We start from the raw sequence: 24,095 nt of genomic DNA, 5'->3' as shown, positions 1-24,095 counted from the left end.
CCGCGACTAGGGCCGGGTGGAATGGTCAGGCCTGGTCGTCGTCGCCGCGCTTCTTCTCCGCCTCCTGGGCGAGGAATCGCTCGAACTCTGCACCAAGCTCGTCGCCGCTAGGCAGGTCCTCGTCGTGCGTTAGTAACGACCTGTTCTCCTGAGCGTCGATGAAGGCATCGTACTGTCGCTCAAGCGCGGTCACCACTTGAGCAACCTCCGCGCTCGCCTCGACCTGCTCGTCGATCTTGGTCCGGATCACCGCCGCCGCTTCGGTCAACGCGGTCAGCGGCAGCTCGAGTGACGCGATCTTGGCCACCTGCTCGAGTAAGGCCTCGGCGGCGGCAGGGTAGTCGGTCTGCGTCAGGTAGTGCGGGACGTGGACGGTATAACCGACGACCTCGTGGCCGTGCTGGGCCATCCGGTATTCGAGCAGGTTTGAGGCGCTGCCCGGGACCTGGATCTCGGAGATCCACGGGGTGAACTCGGCGATCAACTCGGGGTTGTTCGAGTGCGCGGTCATGGTGATCGGCCGCGTGTGGGGCACGGCCATCGGGACGGTGCCCAGGCCGATGGTCTGGCGCACGTTCAGGCGCTCGGCCAGCAGGCGCACCGCGGTGATGAAGCGCTCCCACTTCAGATCCGGTTCCATCCCGGCCAGCAGCAGAAACGGAGTGCCGATGGTGTCACGCAACGCGTACAAGCTCAGTTCCGGCTCGTCGTAGTTCGTGAAGTGATCGGTCTTGAACGTCATCAGTGGCCGCCGTGAGCGGTAATCCAGCAGATCGTCGATGGCGAAGGACGCGACCAGCTCGGTGTCCAGCGTCGCCTTCAGATGCGAGGAGGCCAGCCGGATCGCGTGACCGGCGTCCGAGAAACCCTCCAGCGCGTGCACCAGCACCGGGCCGCGGCCGTCCGCTGTCGACAACTGCGGCGCGGGCAGCTCGAGCTCGTACATGCCCGCCTGTCCCGGCTGATAGTGCTGCTCCTGCGGGTCCTGACTAGCCATCGGGATCGCCTCCTCTCGAGGGTCCATCCATGGTGCCCTACCAGTGTCCCCCGAATCGGTGGGCACCAAAATCAAACAGCAGTGTGAAGTTCGCGTTTCATCCTTCAAGCGAACACGCCCGTGGGCCGTGGCGGCGGGTGGTTGCGCGGCGACGCGTCGGAATCTGCTCGTCGAGCGGGTGTCAGGCATGATGAAACCGATGCGCGTTCCGACCCTGTTGCTGTGCCTGGTGGTCGCCGTGGCGACGTCGGTGACGTCGTGCAAGCGGCCGCCGAACGATCGTGCGTCGGCGCCGCCGGTGCCCGCCGTGCGCAGCAGCGCGCCCGCGCAGCGGCTGGGCCAGCCCCAGCAAAAGGCGGTGGCGGGTCCGGTGGACCCGGACAAGCGGGTCGGCGCCATCTTCATCGACGGTGGGCCGCTGCACGTGTGCACGGGCTCGGTGGTGCATTCGACGGGCGGCAACCTGATGATGACCGCCGCGCACTGTCTGGCCGGGGCCTCCAAGATCACCTTCGTGCCGGGCTTCGCCGGCGATGCGCCGCCCGCCCCGGCCGACATCTGGAAGGCCGACGCCGTCTACCTCGACCCCCGCTGGAGCGCGAGCAAGGATCCGAACGCGGACTATGCGATCGCGCGGCTGAGCAACGACGCCGGGGGTTCGGTGGAGGGCCGCGCCGGCCTGGCGCTGACGCTGGGCACGACGCCGCCGCCCGGCAGCCACGTCACCGTCGTGGGCTACCCGGCCGGCGTGGGCGGCGCGCCGATCGGGTGTCAGGCCAGCACGTCGGTGACCGAGGGCGGTTTCCCCTCGTTTCCGTGCGAGGGCCTGGTGGACGGCACCAGCGGCGCGCCCTGGGTCAGCGGAACCACGCTCACCGGGGTGATCGGTGGGTTCGAGCGCGGCGGCTGCGCCGCGAACGTGTCGTATTCGGCGCCGTTCGACGCGCGAACCGCGCAGTTACTCGCCCGCGCCGACGCCGGCGGCCCCGGCGATCCGCTTCCTGGAGAACTCGACGACAGCTGTTAGTGGCGAAACTGGTTGAGCGCCCGCACTTTGTTCATCACGTCGAGCGCGGCCACCTTGTAGGCCTCGGAAAACGTGGGGTAGTTGAACACGGCGTCCACCAGGTATTCGACGGTGCCGCCGCAGCCCATCACGGCCTGCCCGATGTGCACCATCTCGGTGGCGCTCGTGCCGAAGATGTGCACGCCCAGCAGCTTGAGATCCTCGGTGGACACCAGCAGCTTGAGCATCCCGTAGGAGTCGCCGGCGATCTGGCCGCGGGCCAGCTCCCGGTACCGGGCCACCCCGACCTCGTAGGGGATCGCGTTCTTGGTCAGTTCGACCTCGGTGGCCCCCACGTAGGAGACCTCGGGAATGGAGTAGATGCCGATCGGCTGCAGTTCGGTGATGCCGTCGGTCTGCTCGCCGAAGGCGTGGTAGGCGGCCAGCCGGCCCTGTTCCATGGACGTGGCGGCCAGCGCGGGAAAGCCGATGACGTCGCCGACGGCGTAGATGTGCGGCACCTTGGTCTGGAAGAAGTCGTCGACGAAGATCCGGCCGCGGTTGTCGGCCTCCAGTTCGGCGTTGTGCAGGTCGAGGTGGTCGGTCTGGCCTTGCCGTCCAGCGGAATACATCACCGTCTCGGCCGGGATCTGCTTGCCGCTGGCCAGCGTGGTGACGGTGCCCGCCGAGCCGACGTCGACCGCGGTCACCTCCTCGCCGAACCGGAACGTCACCGCCAGGTCGCGCAGGTGGAACTTCAGGGCCTCCACGACCTCGGGGTCGCAGAAGTCCAGCATGTCGCTGCGCTTCTCCACGACCGTGACCTTGGTGCCCAGCGCGGCGAACATGGAGGCGTACTCGATGCCGATCACACCGGCGCCGACCACCACCATCGACGTGGGCAACGACTTGAGGTCGAGGATGCCGTCGGAGTCGAGCACCCGCTCCTCGTCGAACTCCACGCCGGACGGCCGCGCCGGCCGGGTGCCGGTGGCGATGACGATGTGTTTGCCGCTGACGGTGAGTTTTTCGCGACGCGAGGGGTCTTCGATCTCGATGGTGTGCGGGTCGACGAACCGGCCGTGGCCCAGCAACAAGTCGATGCGGTTGCGCATCAGCTGGTTGCGCACCACGTCGACCTCCTTGCCGATCACGTGCTGGGTGCGGGCCAGCAGGTCGGCCGGGGTGATCTTTTCCTTGACGCGGTAGCTCGCGCCGTACAGTTCGCGCTGGCTCATGCCGGTGAGGTAAAGGACGGCCTCGCGCAACGTCTTTGACGGGATGGTGCCGGTCTGGACGCACACGCCACCGAGCATCTGGCCGCGTTCGACGACCGCGACCGACTTGCCGAGCTTGGCCGACGCGATGGCGGCCTTCTGGCCGCCGGGCCCCGAACCGATGACCACCATGTCGTACTCTTGCGCCGAACTCATGGGGTAACAGTAGTTCAGCAGCACTCACAGTGCTGAGTTCATTCACAGGCGGGGGATTCCGCCCGTTCCCGCGAGCACCGGCTGACAGCGGTGGCCGCCAGCGTGGTGCCCATGACGACGCATCGACCTGACTTCAAACTGAACCGACCCGGCGCCCTCATCGCCGCGCTGCCGGCCGTTCTCGGCTTCGTTCCCGAAAATTCATTGATATTGGTGTCTTTGGACGGGGGCGACCTGGGGGCGGTGATGCGGGTCGACCTGTCCGACGAGCTCATCGGCCGGGTCGGGCACCTGGCGGAGGTCGCCGCCGCGGCCCGCCCCGACGCCGCGATCGTGGTGATCGTCAACGAGGAGGGGGCGCACTGCCCGTGCTGCAACGAGCAATACCGGCAGCTGTGCGACGTGCTCGCAAACTCGTTGTCCCACAACGGTATCGAGCTGTGGGCGGCCCATGTGGTCGACCGTGTCGCGCTCGGCGGGCGCTGGCACTGCGTGGACGGCTGCGGTTCGAGCGGCGTGGTCGAAGATCCATCCGCGTCGCCGCTGGCGGCCGCGGCGGTGCTCGACGGCAGGCGGCTCTACGCCCGCCGCGCCGACCTGCAGGCCGTCATCGCGGTCGAGGACGCGGCGCGTAGCGCCGCATTGACCGGCGTGATCGACCGGTATGCGACGCGGCGCCTGGCGGCTCAGCGGGCGGATCCGGCCCGTCGCGCCCGGGCCGACGTCAAACACGCCATGGCGTCCGCATCCCGTGTCGCGGCGGGCCAGGCGCTGTCCTCGACCCAGCTGGCCAAGCTGAGCTGCGCGCTCACCGACGCGCAGGTTCGCGACATCCTGTACGCCTTGGCGGTCGGCGAGAACGCCGGTGAAGCGGAAACGTTGTGGGCGCTGCTGGCGCGCACTCTGCCGCCGCCCTGGCGGGTCGAGGCGCTGGTGCTGCTCGCGTTCAGCGCCTACGCCCGCGGCGACGGCCCGCTGGCGGGGGTGTCGCTGGAGGCCGCGCTGCGCTGCGAGCCCGAGCACCGCATGGCGGGCATGCTGGACACCGCGTTGCAGTCGGGGTTGCGGCCCGAGGACATCCGGGAACTGGCGCTCACCGGTTACCGGCTGGCCAAGCAGCTCGGGCTGCGGTTACCGCCGCGGCGGCCGTTCGGCCGGCGGGCCGGCTAGCCCGACGACCGAGCGGTCAGACCTTTTCGACCTTGACGGCATGCGCCATCTCGTGCGGCAGGGTGACGTTCTCGTGGCCGGGGATGACGATGGTCACTCCGGCCGGTCCCGTCTCGACGGTCACCCGGGCGTTGGGGACGACGCCGGCATCCTTCAGGCGGGTGATCAGGTCGATGTCGCCCTGCACGTGTTCGGTCAGCTGGCGGACCACCACGGCCACCGGCGAGCCGGGCGGCAACTCGGTCAGCCGGACGAGGTTGGCCTCGTCGGAGCCCGACTCGGGGCCCACGCCCAGGTCCAGCAGCCCCGGGATCGGGTTGCCGAAGGGGGAGGTGGTCGGGTGGTTGAGCACCTTTACCAGCCGCCGCTCGACATCCTCGCTCATCACGTGCTCCCACCGGCACGCCTCGGCGTGCACTTCCTCCCAGGGCACACCGATGACGTCGACGAGCAATCGCTCGGCGAGGCGGTGTTTGCGCATGACGGCGATGGCCAGCGCCCGGCCCTTGTCGGTGAGCTCGAGGTGCCGGTCGCCGGCGACGTGGAGGAGCCCGTCGCGCTCCATGCGGGATACGGTTTGGCTGACAGTCGGCCCACTCTGGTCGAGGCGCTCGGCGATCCGGGCGCGAAGCGGCGTCACGCCCTCTTCTTCGAGGTCGTAGATGGTCCGCAAGTACATCTCGGTGGTGTCAACCAGGTCGTTCATTCAGCACCTTCCATCGACGCCGAGTCTACTTGGCCAGCTGCGTGAATGGGTGCAACGTTTCCCCGACAAGCAGTATGCCCGCCGCGTCCGCGGCGGGCATACCGTCTTGCTACCTGGCTCAGGGGGTCCTAGCTTGCGTACGACCGTAGCCGGTCGGCGCGCTCGCCGTGGCGCAGTTTGGACATTACGTCCCGCTCGATCTGGCGGACCCGCTCGCGCGAGAGGCCGAACAGCTTGCCGATCTGGTCCAGGGTGCGCGGCTGGCCGTCGTCCAGGCCGAAGCGCAGCCGGATCACCTGGTGCTCCCGCTCGTCCAGAGTGGCGAGCACGCTGCGGATGTCGGTGTGCAGCAGCTCGGCGATCACCGCGTTCTCGGCGGACATCGCCTCGGCGTCCTCGATGAAGTCGCCCAGCGGGGCTTCCTCTTCGGAGCCGACCGGCATGTCCAGGCTCACCGGGTCACGGCTGTGCTCGAGCAGGTCGTTGATCTTCTCGACCGGGATGCCGGACTCGGCGGCCAGTTCCTCGTCGGTGGCCTCGCGGCCCAGGTTCTGGTGCATCTCCCGCTTGATTCGCGCCAGCTTGTTGACCTGCTCGACCAGGTGCACGGGCAGGCGGATGGTGCGGCTCTGGTCGGCCATGCCGCGGGTGATCGCCTGGCGAATCCACCACGTCGCATAGGTCGAGAACTTGAATCCCTTTGTGTAGTCGAACTTTTCCATCGCGCGGATCAGTCCGAGGTTGCCCTCCTGGATCAGGTCCAGCAGTGGCATGCCGCGACCGGTGTAGCGCTTGGCCAGCGACACCACCAGCCGCAGGTTCGCTTCCAGCAGGTGCCGGCGCGCGGCCTGGCCATCGCGCACTACGGCCTCGAGGTCGCGTCGGCGGTTCTCCCCGAGGCGCTTACGTGTTTCGAGCAGGTGCTCGGCGTAGAGCCCAGCCTCGATGCGCTTGGCCAGTTCAACTTCGCCCGCCGCGTTCAGCAGCGCCGTCTTACCGATGCCATTGAGATAAACGCGCACGAGGTCCGCTGCGGGGCTCTGAGCATCCAGATCGCCGTCAAATCTGCTCGTGCTCGCGTTCGCCATAGCGACCTCCCATTCGGCTTTGTGCTGTCATTGAGATCAACGACAGATCAGCCCTGAGAGTTCCCAGCCCTTTCCCATCTCACACGTCGTGACGTGCACAAATGTGCCGCCGACCTGAGAATGTCCTGAGAAGTCGGAGCAATCGCCTTTTCAGCGCGAATGACCGATGTCGCCGCCCGGTCCGGGGGGCCAGCCCGGTTGCGGGTGGCGTCGTGACTCGAGCGCCAGCCGCTCGGCCGTCGGGAACAGCGGGGTGCGCCGGCGGGCGTCGTCGAACCGGCGGGGCTCGTCGGCGCTGCGGGGGGGCCGGTCGTTGGCGATCAGCACGGCCATCCACGGCAGCGGGATCGAGACGGCCACGATCGCCAGCGAGATCAGACCGTTGTGCCAGGCGCCATACGCGACGGCGGCCAGGATGAGCGCCGGGATCCGGAATGCCATCAGCGTCAGGTACTTACGCACCCGCGCGCGGTGCTGTTCTTCGTAGGAGGGTGCGGCGGCGGTGATGAGGATCGGCCTGCCATCATCGTCGAACCCCAATTCGGAGCCGCGCGTCATCCTTCCACTGTCCCACACCGCAGCGGTTCCGGCAGAAACGAGTTACGGGGCACAATGTCAGGTATGCAGACCCAGACGATCGAACGCACCGACACCGACGAACGCGTCGACGACGGGACCGGTAGCGATACGCCGAAATACTTCCACTACGTCAAGAAGGACAAGATCGCCGAGAGCGCGGTCATGGGTAACCACGTGGTGGCGTTGTGCGGGGAGGTGTTTCCCGTCACCAAGGCGGCCAAGCCCGGCTCGCCGGTGTGCCCGGATTGCAAGCAGATCTACGACCGGATGAAGAAGGACTAGGTCGGCCGCGGCCGACGGTCCGTCACAGCGCCGCGTTGTCGGCGGCCGCCGGCTCCGGCGGGGGAGCCGCCGTCCCCTTCAGCGCAGTGATGCGCGATTGCAGCCACTTGCGCAGCCGGTGCGCGTGGGTCTTCGGCGCCGGGAACTCCTCTTGGATCGCGGCGTTGAATTCCGCGCCCAGCATGACGGCGAAACCGCCGAAGAACGCGAACAGCAGGAACGCGATCGGGGTGGACAGCGCGCCGTAGGTGTAGCCGGTGCTGGTGATCCACCGCAGGTAGACCCGCAGTCCCAGGGTGGCGATCAGGAAGACCGCCATGGCGAGCACGGCGCCGAAGATCAGCCGGTGCGTCGGCAGGGGCTCGGGCAGCGCCACCCGATACAGGATGACCACCCCGACGAGGAGGCCCAGGATCAGCGCCGGGTAATACCCGTAGCGCAGGACGTTGGCCAGGCTGTCCGGGATGTGTTCGCTCAGCTTGCGCGGCCCCACAACCAGCACCGGCGCGGCCCCGACGACAAACACCAGCATCACCACGTACAGGAACAGGGCGAAGAGCCGCTGCCGCACGGGGTGGCGCAGCGGGGTCTGGTCGTGCGCCTCCACCACCGCGTCGACGTAGGCCGAGATGGCCGACGATCCAGCCCACATCGAGATCAGGAAGCCGACCGACACCACCTCGCCGCGGGCTTTGGCGGTGACGTCGCGGATGGTCGGCTCGATGATCTCGTTGACCACGCTGGGGGAGAAGAAGCTGCGGATCGCCGAGATGATGCTCTTCTCGACGGCGGACAACGTGTCCGGCCCGAACAGCGGCGCCACATAGGCGAGGCTGCCCAGCATCCCGAGCAACAGCGGCGGTAGCGACAGCGCCGACCAGAAACCCGCCTGGGCCGACTCGGAAAAGATGGAATCATCCCAGCTTTTCGAGAGGGTCCTCAGAGTGAGTCGCCAGATGTGATGGCGGGATGGTTTTGCGACTTGATCGCTCATACCCGTCCAGCATTACCGAAGACCGCCCCACTCGCCCACATTGCCGAGGGGTGAGTTCGGCGGACCTAGCTTCCGCTGACCTCCAGGACGGCGGAAAGCTCGGCCAGCTTCGCCTCGTGCTCGTTGGCGTGATGCTGGCAGAAGAGAAGCTCAGCTCCTGAAGGCAGCTTGGCGCGGACTCGAGCAGCGGCACCGCAGCGGTCGCAGCGGTCCGCGCGGGTTAGCTCGGGACTGGTCAGAGTTGCATTCATGGCTTCTCCGTTCTTGCTTTTATTCACTCTCTCAGACGTATGGGGTTTCTGCGTTGTTCCCCGATCGTTATCGGGTGTGTCGTTTCTCACGACCTGTAAACGTTTCGTTTCGAAGAACTCTCTACAGTGATCATCCGTGGCTTTCGCTCCTGACCTGCTGGTACATCTGTGCGGGCGTGACTTGTGGACCCGTGCGCGCGCCGCCGGTGAGATTCGCCCCGACACGTCCGGCGGTGGCCAGTTCATCCATCTTTCGGCGCCCGGGCAGGTCCACCTGCCGGCTAACCGGCTCTACCGCGGCCGCGATGATTTGGTGCTGCTGCACATCGACCCGGCACTGCTGGACTCTGAAGTTCGTTGGGAGCCAGGCGTAGCAACGGATCCGGAGTCGATGCTGTTCCCGCACCTGTACGGTCCGCTGCCCACAGCTGCCGTGATTCGGGTCACCGATTACCGACCCGCCCCCGACGGCACCTTCGCGCCGATCGAGGGTTGCACGTAGGCGTCGGCTTCTATCTCCACCAGCAGTTCGGGCGCGATCAGCGCCGATACCTGCACCATGGTGGCCGCCGGGCGGATGTCACCGAACACCTCGGCGTGCACCGCCGCGACCTTGCGCCATCGGGAGATGTCGGTGACGTAGATGCGCGTGCGGACCACGTCGGTGAGCGCCGCGCCCGCCTGGCCGAGCGCAATCTCGATGCGGCGCAGGGCGTTTCGGGCCTGGGCCGCGATGTCGCCGGCCGGGCCGGCGCCGGTGGTCCCGGCCACCCACACGTGCGGTCCGACCCGGACGGCGCGCGAATACCCGACGACTGTCTCGAACTCGGAGTCGGAGGAGACCAGGGTGCGGTTGGCGGACATGCGCCCACCGTACGACGGCCGGCGCCGCCGGGCGACGGGTTTTCCCTTGCGCGCCAATCAGTCCGGCGGGCAGACCGGAGGTCGCCTAGTCGAGATAGTCGCGCAGGACCTGGGACCGGCTGGGGTGGCGCAGCTTTGACATCGTCTTGGACTCGATCTGACGGATGCGCTCGCGGGTGACCCCGTAGACCTGGCCGATCTCGTCGAGGGTACGGGGCTGGCCGTCGGTGAGCCCGAAGCGCAGCCGTACTACGCCGGCCTCGCGCTCGGACAGCGTCTCGAGCACCGACTGCAGCTGGTCCTGTAGCAGCGTGAAGGACACCGCGTCGACGGCCACCACGGCCTCGCTGTCCTCGATGAAGTCACCCAGCTGGCTGTCACCCTCGTCGCCGATGGTCTGGTCCAGCGAGATGGGTTCGCGGGCGTACTGCTGGATCTCCAGCACCTTCTCCGGAGTGATGTCCATTTCCTTGGCCAGCTCTTCGGGCGTGGGCTCGCGGCCCAGGTCCTGCAGCAGCTCGCGCTGGATGCGGCCCAGCTTGTTGATCACCTCGACCATGTGCACCGGGATGCGGATGGTGCGGGCCTGGTCGGCCATGGCACGGGTGATGGCCTGCCGGATCCACCACGTGGCATAGGTGGAGAACTTGTAGCCCTTGGTGTAGTCGAACTTCTCCACCGCGCGGATCAGGCCCAGGTTGCCCTCCTGGATGAGGTCCAGGAACGCCATGCCGCGGCCGGTGTAGCGCTTGGCCAGCGACACCACCAGGCGCAGGTTGGCTTCCAGCAGATGGTTTTTCGCGCGATCACCGTCGCGGCAGATCCACATCATGTCGCGGCGCTGGGCGGCGGGGAGCTTGTCGCCGCGCTCGGCCATCTCGGCCATCAGCTGCGTGGCGTACAGGCCGGCCTCGATCCGCTTGGCGAGTTCGACCTCTTCCTCGGCGTTGAGCAGCGCCACCTTGCCGATCTGCTTGAGGTAGGCGCGAACGGAGTCCGCGGACGCGGTGAGTTCGGCGTCCTTGCGGGCCTGGCGCAGCGCCTCGGACTCGTCTTCGTCCCAGACGAAATCGCCGGAGGCTTTGTCCTTTTCGGACGGCTCGGCGATTTCCTCGTCCTCGTCGGCCGCGGCCTGGCCGGCCGGGGCGGCGGGTGCGGCGGCCTCTTCCTCGCTGTCGTCGGCGTCGGCGGGCTCGATGTCGGCGTCCTCGCCGTCGGCCGCAACGTCGTCTTCGAGGTCGTCCAGGCTCAGGTCGGCGGCGTCGATCTCGAGGTCTTCACCGGGCTCGGCGTCGAGCTCCGCGTCGTCGAGATCCTCGACGACCTCGAGGTCGACCTCGGCGTCGGCCGGGGCGCCCTTGGCCGCTTTCGTCCCGCGGCCCGCCGGCGCCTTGGCCGCGCGGGTCTTGGTCTCGGTACCGGCCTCGGACTTGGCGGCCGGCGCCTTGGCGGCGCGCTTCGCGGGGGCTGCGCCGTGGGCGGCCTTGGCGGCCGGTCGCTTAGCGGGGGAGGACTTCGTGGCGGTCCGTTTCACCGGCACGTCGGTTGCCGGGCTTGCCTTGGTCGCTGCCACTTACACCCCTTCGTTTGGGCTCACCTTCGGTGGGTAGTGGGCACGGTTAACCGAAAGTGTCTGCTATGTCGATGTCGGCGTTGGATGAGCGTGGGTACTTGCACGCTATCGTTCGGGCGGTCGCCGATGACCATTGTAACGACAGTCAGCGGCCGAACGGCTCCGCCGGGAAAAATCAGTGGGTCACGTCGGAGGTCGAGGCCATTGCCGCGCCCACTATTCCGGCGGTGTTGAGCAGGGCCGCAGCCACCACCGGGGTGCGGTTTTCCAGCAGCGGTAGCCACTTGTCGGCCTTGCGGCTGATGCCGCCGCCGGCGATGAACAGGTCCGGCCACACCGCGTTCTCGATGGCCACCAGCACGCGGGTGACCTGCTTGGCCCACTTCTCGAAGGTCCAGTCGTTCTTCTCTTTGACCGACGACGCCGCCCGCTGCTCGGCCTCCTTGCCGCCCACCTCGAGGTGTCCGAACTCGGTGTTCGGGATCAGCGTGCCGTTGTGAATGACGGCGGAGCCGATCCCGGTGCCGAACGTCAGCAGCACGACCAGGCCGGTCTGGTTTCTGCCCGCGCCGTAGTGTTCCTCGGCCAGCCCGGCGGCGTCGGCGTCGTTGAGCACCGTGACGTCCTGGCCGCCCAGCTCGGTGCTGATGATGTCGCGCGCGTTGGTGCCGATCCAGGATTTGTCGACGTTGGCCGCCGTCTGGACGACGCCGTGGGTGACGACCCCGGGGTAGGTCACCCCGAGCGGGCCGGTCCAGCCGAACGTCTTGACGACCTCGGCGATGGTCTTGGCGACCGCCGCGGGTGTGGCCGGCTGCGGGGTCAGCAGCTTGACCCGTTCGCCGATCAACTGCCCGGTGTCCATGTCGACGATGCCGCCCTTGATGCCGCTGCCACCGACGTCGATGCCGAATCCCCGACGCTGTGGGGCGCCGACGGCGGTGCCGGTGCCGGGCGTACCCGTGGTCGAATCGGTGCTGGTCATCGAAGCTCCTGGACGTGACTTTGGCTGTCCGCCCACCTTAGCCCGGCGCCGATGTCGCGACGGGGTATCTGCGGGGCCGTGCCGTCCTGTGATGCGATAGACCGGTGACCCGCCCTCAGGACGAGCCCGCCCGGTTGCGCACGGTGGCCGAGTCGTTGGCCACTGAAGCCGCGGCGTTCGTGCGGCGCCGTCGCGCCGAGGTGTTCGGCGCGGCCGCGGCGGGCTCGGCATCGGGTGGCGGGGCGGTGCGGTCGAAGAGCACCCCCACCGATCCGGTGACCATCGTCGACACGGAAACGGAGCGCCTGCTGCGGGATCGGCTGGCCGAATTGCGGCCGGGCGACCCGATTCTCGGCGAGGAGGGCGGCGGGCCGGCCGATCCGGCGGGCACGCCCGCGGGCGCGGTCACCTGGGTGCTCGATCCCATCGACGGCACCGTGAACTTCGTCTACGGCATCCCGGCATACGCGGTGTCGGTCGGGGTGCAGGTCGACGGCGTGTCGGTGGCGGGCGCGGTGGCCGACGTCATCGGCGGCCGGGTCTACTCAGCGGCGACGGGGCAGGGCGCACACGTCATCGACGACCAAGGGCCCCTGCCGTTGCGGTGCGCCGCGGTCGACGACTTGTCGATGGCGTTGCTGGGCACGGGTTTCGGCTATTCACGGCAGCGCCGGGCGACGCAGGCGGCCTTGCTGGCGCGGCTGCTGCCGGTGGTCCGCGACGTTCGTCGCATCGGTTCGGCGGCTCTCGATTTGTGCATGGTCGCGGCGGGCCGGCTGGACGCGTTCTACGAGCACGGCCTGCAGCCGTGGGATTGCGCCGCCGGCGCGCTGATCGCGGCCGAGGCGGGGGCGCGAGTCACCTTGCCGCCGCCGGACATTGAGGGCGCCGGGCTGGTGCTGGCCGCCGCGCCGGGAATCGCCGACGCGCTGCTGGCCGCGCTGAACGAGGTCGACGGCCTGGACCCGATTCTCGACTGACGGCTCGTCAGCAGCTGCTGGAGTGAATCTTGGTGAGCAGCGCGGGGTCTGACGGCTCGGTGGCGCCGGGGCGCAGGGTGGCCAGCACGGCATCGATGTCGTCGTTGTGGGCCAGCGCGGTGAAGTCCGTTCCCAACGACAGGTCGACGGAGTCGTCGGCGCGGTTGTCGTTGAACAACTCCATGCACGGCGCCACCAGCCACACCGTGGCGGCGGTTGCTTGCCCGGCGGTGCCGAACCGGATCTGGCCCTGGCAGGTGAGCCGGGTGCCCGCGTAGAGCGGATCGTTGGCGGCGGTCGGCTGGGCGAAGCCAAGATCTTTCAGCGCACCGGCGACGTCGCCGGCCTGTCCGCCACGGCCGCTGGCGTTGAGCACGCGGACCTTCGTGTCGTTGAGCTTGGCGGGCGTGACGTCCATCATCGCGCTCCGCGACACCTGCTCGCCGAGCTGAGCCGGCGTCGAGTTCGCCCCCTTCGGGGGCGGGTTGCAGACCGCGACCTCGTGCACGTTGGCAGGCCGGGTCAGGGCGATGGTCCACACCACGGCCGTCGCCACCACCAGGAGGACCACCACAACGATGGCGGGCCGGGGATTGCGTCGCCGAAACGGCCGGCCGTGCTTGTCGAAGGCTGTACCCTCGGTGATTTGTGCGACCACAGGTGCACTCTAGTCGCACCCCAAACGCACTGTTGAAAGGCGAACGCAAGGGCCATCATGGGTCTGTGACGTAAATCACACATTAACGGACCAGTATCCGGGCACGAATCGTTTGGTGGATGCGTTCGACGCTGGTACAAAGCGATGCTTGAACTAAAGCGGGCATGTAGTAGAGGCAATAGGGCAGGGGAACAGATATGCCTACCGACTATGACGCTCCACGGCGCACCGAGACCGACGATGTCTCGGAGGACTCGCTGGAGGAGCTCAAAGCACGACGCAACGAGGCGGCCTCGGCCGTGGTCGACGTCGACGAATCCGAAACCGCTGAATCTTTTGAGCTGCCTGGCGCCGACCTATCAGGGGAAGAACTGTCGGTGCGCGTCATCCCGAAGCAGGCTGACGAGTTCACCTGCTCGAGCTGCTTCCTGGTGCAACACCGCAGCCGGCTGGCCAGCGAGAAGAACGGCCTGATGATCTGTACCGACTGCGCAGCCTGATAGGTCAGCTGCGCAATGCCGACAGCACCCGCTCCGGGTGGCGGCAACTCACCAGCCAGTACGGCGTCGGGTCGTCCGGGTCGTCGAGGACGACCAAGATCATCGGCCCGACCCATGCCCGGTGCAGGACGAACGCCGCCGGGTCGAGTTGGCGGCCCAGTGCCGCGGACTTGGCCGACGGCGCGACCGAAGCGGACCGGGCGATCACGGTGACCGGCAGGTGCGCCTCACCGGCCCACAGTTCGACCCCGCCGGGGACGTTCGGGTCAGCGGTGACCCGGATCTCCACGCGGCCCAGCCACAACAGCGCCCCGGCTGCCACCGCGAACAGCGTCGCGTACGGCAGCCAGGAAGGTCGGGGGGCAACACCCATGTTGACTTCGAACGCGATGAGCCCCGCCAGCCCGAAGCCCAACGGCCACCACCACCATGGCACCCACAATCGTTCGCGATATCGCACACTGTGCGGCGCGACGCGCGTCCCGGACACGCAGTCAAGGGTAATCTGTGGCCCCGTGTCGACCAGTCTGGCCATCATCCGCCTCGATCCCGAGCTGCCACTGCCCACGCGCGCGCATGAGGGCGACGCGGGCGTGGATCTCTACAGCGCGGAAGACCTGAAGCTGGAACCTGGGCGACGCGCCCTGGTGCGCACCGGCGTCGCGGTCGCGATCCCGTTCGGGATGGTCGGGTTGGTTCATCCGCGTTCGGGATTGGCTTCGCGCGTGGGACTTTCGATCGTCAACAGCCCCGGCACCATCGACGCGGGCTATCGCGGCGAGATCAAGGTGGCGCTGATCAACCTCGACCCGGCCGAGCCCATCGTGGTGCATCGCGGCGACCGCATCGCCCAGCTGCTGGTGCAGCGGGTCGAGTTGGTCGAGCTGGTCGAGGTGTCGTCCTTCGACGAGGCCGGGCTGGCCGAAACCTCCCGTGGCGATGGTGGCCACGGTTCCTCCGGCGGACATGCGAGTTTGTGATGGCACTTAAGAGACGCAACGACGAGAGCGACGAGACGGTGGACGCGGAAGCCGCCGCCGACCCGATCGACGACGAGTTCGACGAGGAACTCGAGGGCCCGTTCGACATCGACGATTTCGACGACCCGTCGGTCGCGGAGCTGGCTCGCCTGGACCTCGGGTCGGTGCTCATTCCCATGCCGGAGGCGGGCCAGCTGCAGGTGGAGCTGACCGAGACCGGGGTCCCGAGCGCGGTGTGGGTCGTCACGCCCAACGGCCGCTTCACCATCGCCGCCTACGCGGCGCCGAAGACGGGCGGCCTGTGGCGCGAGGTGGCCAGCGAGCTCGCCGAATCGCTGCGCAAGGACTCGGCCAAAGTCAGCATCAAGGACGGCCCGTGGGGTCGAGAGGTGGTCGGCTCCGCGTCCGGGGCGGTGCGCTTCATCGGGGTCGACGGCTACCGGTGGATGATCCGTTGCGTCGTCAACGGCCCGCACGAGACCATGGAGGCTCTCGAGCAGGAGGCGCGAGCGGCGTTGGCGGACACCGTGGTTCGCCGTGGTGACACGCCCCTCCCGGTGCGCACCCCGTTGACCGTGCAGCTGCCCGAGGCGATGGCGCAGCAACTGCGGGAAGCCGCGGCCGCCCAGCATGCCCAGCAACAACAAGGCGAGGCGGAGTCGGGGCCGAACGAGCCGGCGGCGCGCCGCAGCGTCGAGGGTTCGGCCATGCAGCAGCTGCGCACCACCACCGGCGGCTGACCCGCCCGTCAGCTGACGTCTGCGAGCGCGGCCAGGCACGCCGCGCCGAGCGCGGCGGGGTCCGCGCCGATCTGGTCGAGCGTCACCGTCCGCAGCGCCGCGCGCGGCGCGGCGTCGACCCATTCCGCGCCGACGTCCAGCGGATGAATGGGATCGTCGACCGCGGCCGCCACGCCCAGGGGTACCACCAGCCGGGCCAGCGCGGCGGGGCTCGGCGCCACGTAGGCGGCGGCCTCGTCCATCGCGTCGGGCAGTTGCGGCCACTGCGCCCGCCACGACCGGGCCAGCTCGTCCGCCAGCCACGGCGGGCTGGACGCCCGCATCTGACCGGTCGTCGCCGCCAGCCCGTCGGCGCGCAGCTGCGACGCCGTGTACCGCGCCGCGAGCGCCGCCGGCGCCGCTTCCGGGGCGCCGGCCCACGCCGGCAGCGCGGCCAGGACGGCGACCGCCCTATCCGCGTGGGCCAGCGCCCAGGCCGCCGCCACCGCCGCGCCGATCGACACGCCACCGACGGCGACCGGGCCGGTGCGCGCGGCGGCATCCAGGGCCGCAACGTAGCCGTCGATCAACCGGTCCGGACGTGGCGGCGGGGCGACCAGCACCGCCCCCACGTCACCCAGCGGTCCCGAAAACGCCCGCTGAACGTAGTCGTCGTCGGACCCGGTGCCGGGCAACAACACCGTCGTGACACCCCGCAGATCGACAGCCACCAACTGATAGTGCCCCGGCGTTCAGCCCCGCTCCAACACGACGTTTGAGTCGGTTGGCGTGCGGGAACCAACAGGTCTACGGTGTCCGTTGGCATAAGTGAAGCGCCGAGGCTTAACAGCATTGTCAGGAGTGGCCATGAGGGCCCAAGGATATCTGCGCCGGCTCACCCGTCGTCTGACGGAGGCGCCGGAGCAACGCGACTCCGAGGAGTTGTCCGACGAGGTCGCCAGCACTGGCGCGCAACGGGTTATCGATTGCGAGCGGGGCCAAGAAGTCACGATGGTCGGCACGCTGCGCAGCGTGGAATGTAACGGCAAGGCCTGTTCGGGCGGCGTCCGCGCCGAGCTGTTCGACGGCAGCGACACCGTCACTTTGGTCTGGTTGGGGCAGCGCCGGATCCCCGGCATCGACTCGGGCCGCAAACTGCGGGTGCGGGGCCGGCTGGGCAAGCTGGAGAACGGCACCAAAGCCATCTACAACCCGCACTACGAAATTCAGCGGTGACCCAACCCGACGATCGGGGGCCGAGTTCGGTACCCCACGAGTCGGGCGAAGCTGGGCGCGCGACCGTCAACCGCATCACCGCCGAACGTCTGCTGCAGCAGGCGGGCGGGGTCAGCGGCGTCATCTATTCTTCGCTGCCCGTTGTGATCTTCGTCATTGCGTCGAGCGTGTGGGGCCTGATCGCGGCGATCGCCGCCGCGCTGACAGCGGCCGCGCTGGTCTTGGTGTGGCGCCTGATTCGACGGGAATCCCCGCAGCCGGCCCTGTCCGGGTTCTTCGGCGTGGCGATCTGCGCGCTGGTCGCCTACATCGTGGGGGAGTCCAAGGGCTACTTCCTCTTGGGCATCTGGATGTCGCTGCTGTGGGCGGTGGTCGTCGCGGCGTCAGTCATCGTCCGGCGGCCGCTGGTCGGCTATGTGTGGACCTGGGCGACCGCGCGGGGTCATGGCTGGCGCGACGTCCCGCGGGCCGTCCACGCGTTCGACATCGCCTCGATCTGCTGGGTGCTGGTGTTCGCCGCCCGGTTCGTCGTGCAGGGCCTGCTCTACAACGCCGACCAGACGGGTTGGCTGGCCGTCGCGCGCATCGCGATGGGGTGGCCGCTGACCGTCGCGGCCGCGCTGGTGACCTACCTGGCGATCAAGTCCGCGCAGCGCGCCATGCTCGCGGTCGGCGACACCCGCGCCCCGATGGACGCCGACCGCCATCGGCCCCGGCGGTGATCGCAAGCGCGGCGGAGCCGGGCGCTGCGGGTCACCGCCATAGGTTCTAGTCGTCCAGCCCCGGTCCGTCCGGCAGCAGGAGCTTGCGCAGATCCTCTTCGACCTCGGCGACCGCGACGAAGAGCAGCTCGTCGCCGCCTTCGAGCGGTTCGTCGGCCTCGGGCACGATCACCCGCGGGCCGCGCAGGATCGTCACCAGTGAGGCGTCCCGGGGGAGCTGCAGCCGACGCACCGGCTTGCCGCCCCAGGGCGTGTCGTCGGGCAGCGTGATCTCGACGAGGTTGGCCTGCCCGCGACGGAATTCCATGAGCCGCACCAGATCACCGACTGCGACGGCCTCTTCGATCAGCGAGGCCAGCATGCGCGGCGTGGACACCGCCACGTCGACCCCCCAGGCGTCGGTGAACAGCCACTCGTTGCGGGGGTCGTTGACCCGGGCCACCACCCGGGGCACGGCGAACTCCGTCTTGGCCAGCAGGCTGAGCACGACGTTGGCCTTGTCGTCGCCGGTCGCGGCGACCACCACGTCGAACTCGTGCAGGTGCACCGATTCCAGCAGGCTGAGCTCGCAGGCGTCGCCGAGCCGCCAATGCGCGGCGGGGATGGCGTCGACGTCGACGTGATCGGGGTTGCGCTCGATCAGCGTCACGTCGTGGCCGTTGCCGACGAGTTCGCGACTGACGGAGCGGCCGACCGCGCCGGCCCCGGCGACAGCTACTTTCATGTGCCGCTCCTTAACCGAGGTCTTCGCTGGGTGGCAGGGCCGCGATAGCCACGGCCTCGGCCACGCGGCCGGAGATCGCGGCGACGTACACCTGGTCGCCGGCTTGCAGGACTGTCTTCGGTTCCGGCAAAACACCGGCGCCGAACCGGATCAGGAAGGCGACGCGAGCGCCGGTGGCCTGCTCGAGGTCGGTGACCCGGTGACCGATCCATTCCTCGTGCAGGACGACCTCGGCGACGGCCACCGTGCCGGTCGGATCCCGCCACTTGGCGGTCTCGGTGTCCCGCAGCAGCGCGTTGAGCAGGCGGTCGGTGGTCCAGGGCACGGTGGCGATCGTGGGGATGCCGAGGCGTTCGTAGACCTCGGCGCGCTTGGCGTCGTAGATCCGGGCGACGACGCGCTTGACGCCGAAGGTTTCGCGGGCCAGCCGCGCCGAGATGATGTTCGAGTTATCCCCGGATGACACGGCGGCGAACGCGTCCGCCTCCTCGATGCCGGCCCGCAGCAGCACGTCGCGGTCGAACCCCTGGCCCAGCACCCGCTCGCCGGCGTATTCCGGGCTGAGCCGGTTGAAGGCGGTGCTGTCGCGGTCGATGACCGCGACGTCGTGGCCGATCCGCGACAGCCCGTCGGCCACCGAGGAACCGACGCGGCCGCAGCCCATCACCACTACTCGCACTTACGATCCTCTCGGCCGCGTCCTGCGTCTCCCATCGGCAACCCACGTCGGCCAGCCGATTTCGGGTCGGCAAACATTCTCGCCTACGAAGCTACCGCCAAACCCGTGTGGGCTTACTCTTGGCTCTCGTGTCCAAACTTTCAACCGCAGCGCGTCGGTTGCTGATTGGCCGGCCGTTCCGTAGCGACCGGCTGAGTCACACCCTGCTGCCCAAGCGGATCGCCTTGCCGGTGTTCGCCTCCGACGCGTTGTCCTCGGTCGCGTACGCGCCCGAAGAGGTCTTCCTGATGCTCTCGGTGGCCGGCGTGACGGCGTATGCGCTGACGCCCTGGATCGGCCTGGCCGTGGCCGCGGTGATGCTGGTGGTGGTCGCCAGCTATCGGCAGAACGTGCACGCCTACCCGTCGGGCGGGGGCGACTACGAGGTCGTCACCACCAACCTCGGCGATACCGCCGGCCTGGTGGTCGCCAGCGCGTTGATGGTGGATTACGTGCTCACCGTTGCCGTTTCGACGGCGTCGGCGATGTCCAACATCGGCTCGGCCATCCCGGTCGTCGCCCAGCACAAGGTGTGGTTCTGCGTGGCGGCCATCCTGCTGGTGATGGCGTTGAACCTGCGCGGCATCCGGGAGTCGGGGGTGGCGTTCGCGATCCCTACGTACGCGTTCATCGTCGGCGTCTTCATCATGATCGGCTGGGGCCTGGTCCGGATCTTCGTGCTGGGCAACCCGCTGCGCGCGGAGTCGGCCGGCTTCCAGATGCACGCCGAGCACGGGCAGGTCGTCGGCTTCGCGCTGGCATTCCTGGTGGCGCGGTCCTTCTCCTCGGGCTGCGCGGCGCTGACCGGTGTGGAGGCGATCAGCAACGGCGTCCCGGCTTTCGAGAAGCCCAAGTCGCGCAACGCGGCAACGACGCTGCTGTTGCTGGGCGGGATCGCGGTCACTCTGCTGATGGGCATCATCGTGCTGGCCCAACAGATCGGGGTGCAGCTGGTCGAGGATCCGGCCCGGCAACTGGGCGGCGCCCCGCCGGGCTACTACCAGAAGACGCTGGTCACCCAGCTGGCGGAGACGGTGTTCGGCAGCTTCCACATCGGCTTCCTGCTGATTGCCACGGTGACCGCGCTCATCCTGGTGCTGGCGGCCAACACGGCGTTCAACGGTTTCCCGGTGCTTGGTTCGGTGCTGGCGCAGCACAGTTATCTGCCGCGCCAGCTGCACACCCGCGGCGACCGGTTGGCGTTCTCCAACGGCATCCTGTTCCTGTCCGGTGCGGCGCTGTTGGCGATCATCGCGTTCCGCGCGGAGGTCACCGCCCTGATCCAGCTGTATATCGTCGGCGTGTTCATTTCCTTCACGCTGAGTCAGATCGGCATGGTGCGGCACTGGACCCGGTTGTTGCGCACCGAGACCGACCCGCGGGCCCGGCGCAAGATGATGCGCTCCCGGGTCGTCAACACGGTCGGATTGCTCTCCACCGGCGCGGTTTTATTGGTCGTCCTGGTGACCAAATTCGCCGCCGGCGCGTGGATCGCGCTTTTCGCGATGGGTTTGCTGTTCTTGATCATGAAGATGATCCACCGGCACTACGGCACCGTCAGCCGGGAGCTGGAAGAGCAGGCCGCCACCCAGCACGACGTTGTGCTGCCCAGCCGCAACCACGCCCTGGTGCTGGTGTCGAAGCTGCATCTGCCCACGCTGCGCGCGCTGGCCTACGCCCGCGCGACCCGTCCCGATGTGCTCGAGGCGCTCACCGTCAGCGTCGACGACGCTGAAACCCGCGAGCTGGTGCACCAGTGGGAGGAAAGCGACATCAGCGTGCCGCTGAAGGTGATCGCCTCGCCCTATCGCGAAATCACCCGCCCCATCCTCGATTACGTCAAGCGGGTCAGCAAGGAGTCGCCGCGCACCGTCGTCACCGTGTTCATCCCCGAGTACGTGGTGGGGCATTGGTGGGAGCAGGTCCTGCACAACCAAAGCGCGCTGCGGCTCAAGGGCCGGCTGCTGTTCATGCCCAACGTGATGGTGACTTCGGTTCCATGGCAACTGAATTCGTCGGAACGGCTGCAGACGCTGCAACCGCACGCGGCCCCCGGCGACACTCGTCGGGGAATCTTCGATTGAGACGCGAGTCGCCCCGCGCACCCAGCGCGGTGCCGCCCTCGGGGCAGGAACTCACGCTGGTGACCGGTGCGCCGGCCAACGGTGGCAGCTGCGTGGCCCACCACGATGGGCGCGTGGTGTTCGTCCGCTACGCGCTGCCGGGTGAGCGAGTGCGGGTCCGGGTGACCGCCGACCGCGGATCCTATTGGCACGCAGAGACCCTCGAGGTTCTCGAGCCGGCCGACGACCGCGTCGCGTCGCTATGCCCCATCGCCGGGGTGGGCGGGGCCGGATGTTGCGACCTGGCGTTCGCCGCGCCGGAGGCTGCGCGGGCCCTCAAGGCGCAGGTGGTGGCCAACCAGCTGGAGCGACTGGGCGGGCACCGCTGGACCGGAGAGGCCGAACCGCTGGCGGATGCCGGGCCGACGGGGTGGCGCACGCGGGTGCGGCTGGACGTGGGCGCGGACCGTCGCCCCGGTTTTCACCGGTATCACAGCGACGATCTGGTGACCGACCTGCGCTGCGCGCAGTTGCCGTCCGGCATGCTCGACGGGCTCGCCGAATCCGACTGGCCGCCGGGGGCCCAACTGCACGTGGTCGTCGACGACGACGGCGCGCGCCACGTGGTGCGCACGCTCCGGCAGGGCAAACGGACCGCGACCAAGGTGGTGGAGGGCGGCTACGAGGCGATCCAGCGGGTGGACGGGCGCAGCTGGCAGATCCCGGTGACGGCCTTCTGGCAGGCGCACCGCGGCGCCGCCGCGGTGTACAGCCGGCTGGTCGCCGACTGGGCGCAGCCGTGCCTCGGCGTGACCGCGTGGGACCTGTACGGCGGCGCGGGCGTTTTCGCCGCGGCGCTGGGCCCCGCGGTCGGGGACTCCGGGCGGGTGCTGACCGTGGACACCTCTCGGGCGGCGACGCGCTCCGCCCGCGCGGCGCTGGACGACCTGCCGCAGGTGCAGGTCGTCACCGACTCGGTGCGCCGGGCGCTCGGCGCGCAACGATCGAGCGCCGACGTGGCGGTGCTCGATCCGCCCAGGGCGGGCGCCGGGCGCGAAGTCATCGAGCTGCTGGCCGCCGCCGGAGTTCCGCGGGTGGTGCACATCGGTTGCGAGGCAGCGTCTTTCGCGCGTGACATCGGCCTCTACCTCGGCCAGGGTTATGCCGTCGAGAAGATCAAGGTCTTCGACGCGTTCCCGCTCACGCATCACACCGAATGCGTCGCACTGCTGACGCGCCCGCGATAGAGGAAGGGCGCCCCAGCCGATAGACTCCGTCACGGTGTGCCGGGAAGTCTGGTCGGCGATGTCCCTGTCGACCCACCGAAAGGCTTAGGTGCCTACCACCGAAGAGCGCCCCGCGCCCGTCGACGTACCACGCGGTACCGGATGGCGGCCCTGGTGACCGAGACTCTTCGATACGCGCTGATCATTTCGTTCTGCAGCGCAGTCGGTTTGGTCGCGGTGCTGGCGAACCGTCTCACCGAGCGGGTGAAGATCCCGGTGCCCCTGCTCGTGCTGGTCGGGGCCGCCGTGGCGGTGCACGCGGTCCCGGCGGTGCAGTCGCCGTCCGAGCCGACCGTCGAGCGGGTGATCACCATCGCGCTGGTGTTGGTGTTGTTCGACGGCGGCATGCACATCGGACCGTCGCGGTTCCGCGCGGCCGCCGTCCCGATTCTGTCGTTGGGCGTGTTCGGAACCGCCCTCACCGCCGCCGGGGCGGCGCTGATGGTGCACTACGCATTCGGGATCGGCTGGTTTCCCGCGGTACTCGTCGCCACGGCGGTGGCCCCCACCGATCCGGCCGTCGTCTTCTCCGTCCTGGGCAAACGCGAGATCAGGGGCCGCAGCAGCACCATCCTGGAGGGCGAGTCCGGCGCCAACGACCCGGTCGGCATCTCCCTGATGTCCAGCCTGGTCGCCGCTGGCGGACTCAGCGCGGCCGGATTCGCCGACGTGGGAAAGCAATTCGCTCTCCAGATGGCGGTGGGGCTGGCCGTCGGGGTGATCGGCGGCCGGGCCTTGCTCGTCTTCATGCGCCGGGTGGCCCTGCCGAGCGAAGGCCTCTACTCGCTGCGCACGCTGGCGTCGTGCCTGATGTTGTACGGCATCGCCACGCTCGCACACGGCTCGGGGTTCCTGGCCGTGTTCGTCGCGGGCATCGTGATCGGCGACGCCCGCGCCCCCTACAAGCCGGAGATCAAACGGTTCCACGCCGCCCTGGCCGGACTGGCCGAAATCGTCGCGTTCGCGTTCCTCGGGCTCACCGTCGACATCGACGTGCTCGCCCATCCGGACGTGTGGATCCCCGGCCTCGCCCTCGGTGTCGCGCTGACATTGGTGATCCGGCCGCTGGCGGTGGGCTCCTGCCTGGTTCCGGTGCGGCTGCGGCGAAACGAACGCATCTTCGTCCTCTACGCCGGGCTCAAGGGGGCGGTGCCGATCCTGCTGGGCGAGTTCCTGCGGGCCGCCCACGTCCCGGACGCGGAACGCCTCTACGGCATCGTGGTCGTCGTCGTCATCTTCTCCGTGCTGGTGCAGGGCAGCTCGGTGCCCGGTGTGGCTCGGCTGCTGCGGCTGCCGATGCGCACCGTGCAGACCCGGCCCTGGGAGATCGGTGTCCGGCTCGCGGACGAACCGCAGGGCGTGCATCGCTTCAGCGTCGCCCGGGGGTCGACCGCCGAGGGGTGCACGGTCGAGGGCCTCAGCGACCGGGTCGGCGACATCTGGGTGAGCATTGTGGTGCGCACCACCGGACTGGTCCCCGTCCGGGGCGACACCCAACTTCGGGCCGGCGACGAGGTCGTTGTGCTGGCGGATCCCGAACTTCACGCCGACCTGGCCGAGCTTTTCGGCCCCGCCTAGGTC

At 68.8% G+C, this 24,095-nt stretch carries 28 protein-coding genes; 13 read left to right on the top strand and 15 right to left on the bottom strand.

Annotated elements, in window-relative coordinates; genetic code table 11:
* Positions 1–25 precede the first annotated feature (25 nt).
* A complete protein-coding gene (locus ACEL92_RS17590) occupies positions 26–997 on the bottom strand; it encodes a proteasome assembly chaperone family protein (protein ID WP_374021993.1) in 972 nt (323 codons plus the stop codon).
* Between the two features lie 187 nt (positions 998–1,184).
* On the opposite strand from ACEL92_RS17590, the gene ACEL92_RS17585 reads away from it, so the two are divergent.
* The gene (locus ACEL92_RS17585; protein WP_374021992.1) at positions 1,185–2,024 is read left to right on the top strand and encodes a serine protease; all 840 of its coding nucleotides are present in this window, start codon (positions 1,185–1,187) and stop codon (positions 2,022–2,024) included.
* On the opposite strand, the gene sthA is transcribed toward ACEL92_RS17585, so the two are convergent.
* Entirely contained in the window at positions 2,021–3,436 is a 1,416-nt protein-coding gene (gene sthA, locus ACEL92_RS17580; protein WP_374021991.1) for a Si-specific NAD(P)(+) transhydrogenase, read from the bottom strand. The genes ACEL92_RS17585 and sthA overlap by 4 nt on opposite strands.
* 111 nt (positions 3,437–3,547) lie before the next feature.
* On the opposite strand from sthA, the gene ACEL92_RS17575 reads away from it, so the two are divergent.
* Positions 3,548–4,606 (top strand): DUF4192 domain-containing protein, encoded by a 1,059-nt coding sequence (locus tag ACEL92_RS17575; RefSeq protein ID WP_374021990.1) that lies wholly within the window; start codon positions 3,548–3,550, stop codon positions 4,604–4,606.
* A 16-nt stretch (positions 4,607–4,622) separates the two neighbouring features.
* Here ACEL92_RS17575 and ACEL92_RS17570 read toward each other — a convergent pair whose 3' ends face one another.
* From ACEL92_RS17570 to ACEL92_RS17560, 3 genes are all read right to left on the bottom strand, one after another.
* Positions 4,623–5,312, bottom strand: a complete 690-nt coding sequence (locus tag ACEL92_RS17570) for a metal-dependent transcriptional regulator (protein WP_374021989.1) — start codon at positions 5,310–5,312, stop codon at positions 4,623–4,625.
* A 128-nt stretch (positions 5,313–5,440) separates the two neighbouring features.
* Positions 5,441–6,400, bottom strand: coding sequence for a sigma-70 family RNA polymerase sigma factor SigB (gene sigB / locus ACEL92_RS17565; protein ID WP_040623889.1), 960 nt, complete (start codon positions 6,398–6,400; stop codon positions 5,441–5,443).
* 150 nt (positions 6,401–6,550) lie between these two features.
* Positions 6,551–6,976 (bottom strand): DUF3099 domain-containing protein, encoded by a 426-nt coding sequence (locus ACEL92_RS17560; protein WP_374021988.1) that lies wholly within the window; start codon positions 6,974–6,976, stop codon positions 6,551–6,553.
* 45 nt (positions 6,977–7,021) lie between these two features.
* Here ACEL92_RS17560 and ACEL92_RS17555 point away from each other — a divergent pair, with 45 nt between their 5' ends.
* Positions 7,022–7,261, top strand: coding sequence for a DUF3039 domain-containing protein (locus ACEL92_RS17555; protein WP_007171573.1), 240 nt, complete (start codon positions 7,022–7,024; stop codon positions 7,259–7,261).
* A gap of 22 nt (positions 7,262–7,283) precedes the next feature.
* Here the strand turns inward: ACEL92_RS17555 and ACEL92_RS17550 are convergent, their stop codons facing one another.
* Positions 7,284–8,255, bottom strand: a complete 972-nt coding sequence (locus ACEL92_RS17550) for a YihY/virulence factor BrkB family protein (protein ID WP_374021987.1) — start codon at positions 8,253–8,255, stop codon at positions 7,284–7,286.
* 65 nt (positions 8,256–8,320) lie between these two features.
* Positions 8,321–8,506, bottom strand: a complete 186-nt coding sequence (locus ACEL92_RS17545) for a hypothetical protein (RefSeq protein ID WP_374021986.1) — start codon at positions 8,504–8,506, stop codon at positions 8,321–8,323.
* A gap of 136 nt (positions 8,507–8,642) precedes the next feature.
* On the opposite strand from ACEL92_RS17545, the gene ACEL92_RS17540 reads away from it, so the two are divergent.
* The gene (locus ACEL92_RS17540; RefSeq protein WP_374021985.1) at positions 8,643–9,008 is read left to right on the top strand and encodes a DUF952 domain-containing protein; all 366 of its coding nucleotides are present in this window, start codon (positions 8,643–8,645) and stop codon (positions 9,006–9,008) included.
* Here the strand turns inward: ACEL92_RS17540 and ACEL92_RS17535 are convergent.
* From ACEL92_RS17535 to ppgK, 3 genes are all read right to left on the bottom strand, one after another.
* Positions 8,957–9,370, bottom strand: a complete 414-nt coding sequence (locus ACEL92_RS17535; RefSeq protein ID WP_374021984.1) for a RidA family protein — start codon at positions 9,368–9,370, stop codon at positions 8,957–8,959. The two genes, ACEL92_RS17540 and ACEL92_RS17535, sit on opposite strands and share 52 nt — an antisense overlap.
* Before the next feature lie 85 nt (positions 9,371–9,455).
* Positions 9,456–10,943: an RNA polymerase sigma factor gene (locus ACEL92_RS17530; protein WP_374021983.1), complete on the bottom strand. Its 1,488-nt coding sequence runs from the start codon at positions 10,941–10,943 to the stop codon at positions 9,456–9,458.
* Between the two features lie 175 nt (positions 10,944–11,118).
* Positions 11,119–11,928, bottom strand: a complete 810-nt coding sequence (gene ppgK, locus ACEL92_RS17525; protein ID WP_374021982.1) for a polyphosphate--glucose phosphotransferase — start codon at positions 11,926–11,928, stop codon at positions 11,119–11,121.
* Between the two features lie 104 nt (positions 11,929–12,032).
* Between ppgK and ACEL92_RS17520 the strand changes: the two genes are divergently transcribed.
* Positions 12,033–12,908, top strand: a complete 876-nt coding sequence (locus tag ACEL92_RS17520; RefSeq protein ID WP_374021981.1) for an inositol monophosphatase family protein — start codon at positions 12,033–12,035, stop codon at positions 12,906–12,908.
* A 7-nt stretch (positions 12,909–12,915) separates the two neighbouring features.
* Here the strand turns inward: ACEL92_RS17520 and cei are convergent, their stop codons facing one another.
* The gene (cei, locus tag ACEL92_RS17515; RefSeq protein WP_374021980.1) at positions 12,916–13,566 is read right to left on the bottom strand and encodes an envelope integrity protein Cei; all 651 of its coding nucleotides are present in this window, start codon (positions 13,564–13,566) and stop codon (positions 12,916–12,918) included.
* Between the two features lie 197 nt (positions 13,567–13,763).
* On the opposite strand from cei, the gene ACEL92_RS17510 reads away from it, so the two are divergent.
* Complete coding sequence (locus tag ACEL92_RS17510) at positions 13,764–14,066, top strand: DUF4193 domain-containing protein (RefSeq protein ID WP_007171590.1); 303 nt, start codon at positions 13,764–13,766, stop codon at positions 14,064–14,066.
* Positions 14,067–14,070: 4 nt separating this feature from the next.
* Here ACEL92_RS17510 and ACEL92_RS17505 read toward each other — a convergent pair whose 3' ends face one another.
* Positions 14,071–14,556, bottom strand: a complete 486-nt coding sequence (locus tag ACEL92_RS17505) for a DUF3093 domain-containing protein (RefSeq protein WP_374021979.1) — start codon at positions 14,554–14,556, stop codon at positions 14,071–14,073.
* 25 nt (positions 14,557–14,581) lie between these two features.
* Between ACEL92_RS17505 and dut the strand changes: the two genes are divergently transcribed.
* Positions 14,582–15,046 carry a dUTP diphosphatase gene (dut, locus tag ACEL92_RS17500; protein WP_067780641.1) on the top strand — a complete coding sequence of 155 codons (465 nt, stop codon included), beginning with the start codon at positions 14,582–14,584 and terminating at the stop codon, positions 15,044–15,046.
* On the top strand, positions 15,046–15,786 hold the full coding sequence (locus ACEL92_RS17495) for a DUF3710 domain-containing protein (RefSeq protein WP_374021978.1): 741 nt from the start codon (positions 15,046–15,048) through the stop codon (positions 15,784–15,786). The genes dut and ACEL92_RS17495 overlap by 1 nt, the downstream gene beginning before the upstream one ends.
* Positions 15,787–15,794: 8 nt before the next feature.
* Here ACEL92_RS17495 and ACEL92_RS17490 read toward each other — a convergent pair whose 3' ends face one another.
* Positions 15,795–16,496 carry an alpha/beta hydrolase gene (locus ACEL92_RS17490; RefSeq protein ID WP_374021977.1) on the bottom strand — a complete coding sequence of 234 codons (702 nt, stop codon included), beginning with the start codon at positions 16,494–16,496 and terminating at the stop codon, positions 15,795–15,797.
* Between the two features lie 136 nt (positions 16,497–16,632).
* Between ACEL92_RS17490 and ACEL92_RS17485 the strand changes: the two genes are divergently transcribed.
* Both ACEL92_RS17485 and ACEL92_RS17480 read left to right on the top strand, forming a co-directional pair.
* Positions 16,633–17,001: an OB-fold nucleic acid binding domain-containing protein gene (locus ACEL92_RS17485; protein WP_374021976.1), complete on the top strand. Its 369-nt coding sequence runs from the start codon at positions 16,633–16,635 to the stop codon at positions 16,999–17,001.
* Between the two features lie 74 nt (positions 17,002–17,075).
* Positions 17,076–17,723 carry a DUF3159 domain-containing protein gene (locus ACEL92_RS17480; RefSeq protein WP_374026255.1) on the top strand — a complete coding sequence of 216 codons (648 nt, stop codon included), beginning with the start codon at positions 17,076–17,078 and terminating at the stop codon, positions 17,721–17,723.
* A 46-nt stretch (positions 17,724–17,769) separates the two neighbouring features.
* Here ACEL92_RS17480 and ACEL92_RS17475 read toward each other — a convergent pair whose 3' ends face one another.
* Both ACEL92_RS17475 and ACEL92_RS17470 read right to left on the bottom strand, forming a co-directional pair.
* On the bottom strand, positions 17,770–18,447 hold the full coding sequence (locus ACEL92_RS17475; protein WP_374021975.1) for a TrkA family potassium uptake protein: 678 nt from the start codon (positions 18,445–18,447) through the stop codon (positions 17,770–17,772).
* A gap of 10 nt (positions 18,448–18,457) precedes the next feature.
* A complete protein-coding gene (locus ACEL92_RS17470; protein WP_374021974.1) occupies positions 18,458–19,126 on the bottom strand; it encodes a TrkA family potassium uptake protein in 669 nt (222 codons plus the stop codon).
* Positions 19,127–19,254: 128 nt separating this feature from the next.
* Here ACEL92_RS17470 and ACEL92_RS17465 point away from each other — a divergent pair, with 128 nt between their 5' ends.
* The 3 genes from ACEL92_RS17465 (at position 19,255) to ACEL92_RS17455 (ending at position 24,092) form a co-directional block, all read left to right on the top strand.
* Positions 19,255–21,249 (top strand): APC family permease, encoded by a 1,995-nt coding sequence (locus ACEL92_RS17465; RefSeq protein WP_374021973.1) that lies wholly within the window; start codon positions 19,255–19,257, stop codon positions 21,247–21,249.
* Positions 21,250–21,278: 29 nt separating this feature from the next.
* Complete coding sequence (locus ACEL92_RS17460) at positions 21,279–22,475, top strand: class I SAM-dependent RNA methyltransferase (RefSeq protein WP_374026254.1); 1,197 nt, start codon at positions 21,279–21,281, stop codon at positions 22,473–22,475.
* A 153-nt stretch (positions 22,476–22,628) separates the two neighbouring features.
* A complete protein-coding gene (locus ACEL92_RS17455) occupies positions 22,629–24,092 on the top strand; it encodes a cation:proton antiporter (RefSeq protein ID WP_374021972.1) in 1,464 nt (487 codons plus the stop codon).
* The last annotated feature ends 3 nt before the right edge of the window (positions 24,093–24,095 follow it).

The organism is Mycobacterium hainanense (assembly GCF_041890355.1).
GTDB lineage: Bacteria > Actinomycetota > Actinomycetes > Mycobacteriales > Mycobacteriaceae > Mycobacterium > Mycobacterium hainanense.
This window is presented reverse-complemented; position numbering and strand designations above follow the sequence as displayed.

Coding starts and splice junctions, on each gene's coding strand:
- ACEL92_RS17590 (WP_374021993.1), bottom strand. CDS start 997: ATGGCTAGTCAGGACCCGCAGGAGCAGCACTATCAGCCGGGACAGGCG.
- ACEL92_RS17585 (WP_374021992.1), top strand. CDS start 1,185: ATGATGAAACCGATGCGCGTTCCGACCCTGTTGCTGTGCCTGGTGGTC.
- sthA (WP_374021991.1), bottom strand. CDS start 3,436: ATGAGTTCGGCGCAAGAGTACGACATGGTGGTCATCGGTTCGGGGCCC.
- ACEL92_RS17575 (WP_374021990.1), top strand. CDS start 3,548: ATGACGACGCATCGACCTGACTTCAAACTGAACCGACCCGGCGCCCTC.
- ACEL92_RS17570 (WP_374021989.1), bottom strand. CDS start 5,312: ATGAACGACCTGGTTGACACCACCGAGATGTACTTGCGGACCATCTAC.
- sigB (WP_040623889.1), bottom strand. CDS start 6,400: ATGGCGAACGCGAGCACGAGCAGATTTGACGGCGATCTGGATGCTCAG.
- ACEL92_RS17555 (WP_007171573.1), top strand. CDS start 7,022: ATGCAGACCCAGACGATCGAACGCACCGACACCGACGAACGCGTCGAC.
- ACEL92_RS17550 (WP_374021987.1), bottom strand. CDS start 8,255: ATGAGCGATCAAGTCGCAAAACCATCCCGCCATCACATCTGGCGACTC.
- ACEL92_RS17545 (WP_374021986.1), bottom strand. CDS start 8,506: ATGAATGCAACTCTGACCAGTCCCGAGCTAACCCGCGCGGACCGCTGC.
- ACEL92_RS17535 (WP_374021984.1), bottom strand. CDS start 9,370: ATGTCCGCCAACCGCACCCTGGTCTCCTCCGACTCCGAGTTCGAGACA.
- ppgK (WP_374021982.1), bottom strand. CDS start 11,928: ATGACCAGCACCGATTCGACCACGGGTACGCCCGGCACCGGCACCGCC.
- ACEL92_RS17510 (WP_007171590.1), top strand. CDS start 13,764: ATGCCTACCGACTATGACGCTCCACGGCGCACCGAGACCGACGATGTC.
- ACEL92_RS17495 (WP_374021978.1), top strand. CDS start 15,046: ATGGCACTTAAGAGACGCAACGACGAGAGCGACGAGACGGTGGACGCG.
- ACEL92_RS17485 (WP_374021976.1), top strand. CDS start 16,633: ATGAGGGCCCAAGGATATCTGCGCCGGCTCACCCGTCGTCTGACGGAG.
- ACEL92_RS17475 (WP_374021975.1), bottom strand. CDS start 18,447: ATGAAAGTAGCTGTCGCCGGGGCCGGCGCGGTCGGCCGCTCCGTCAGT.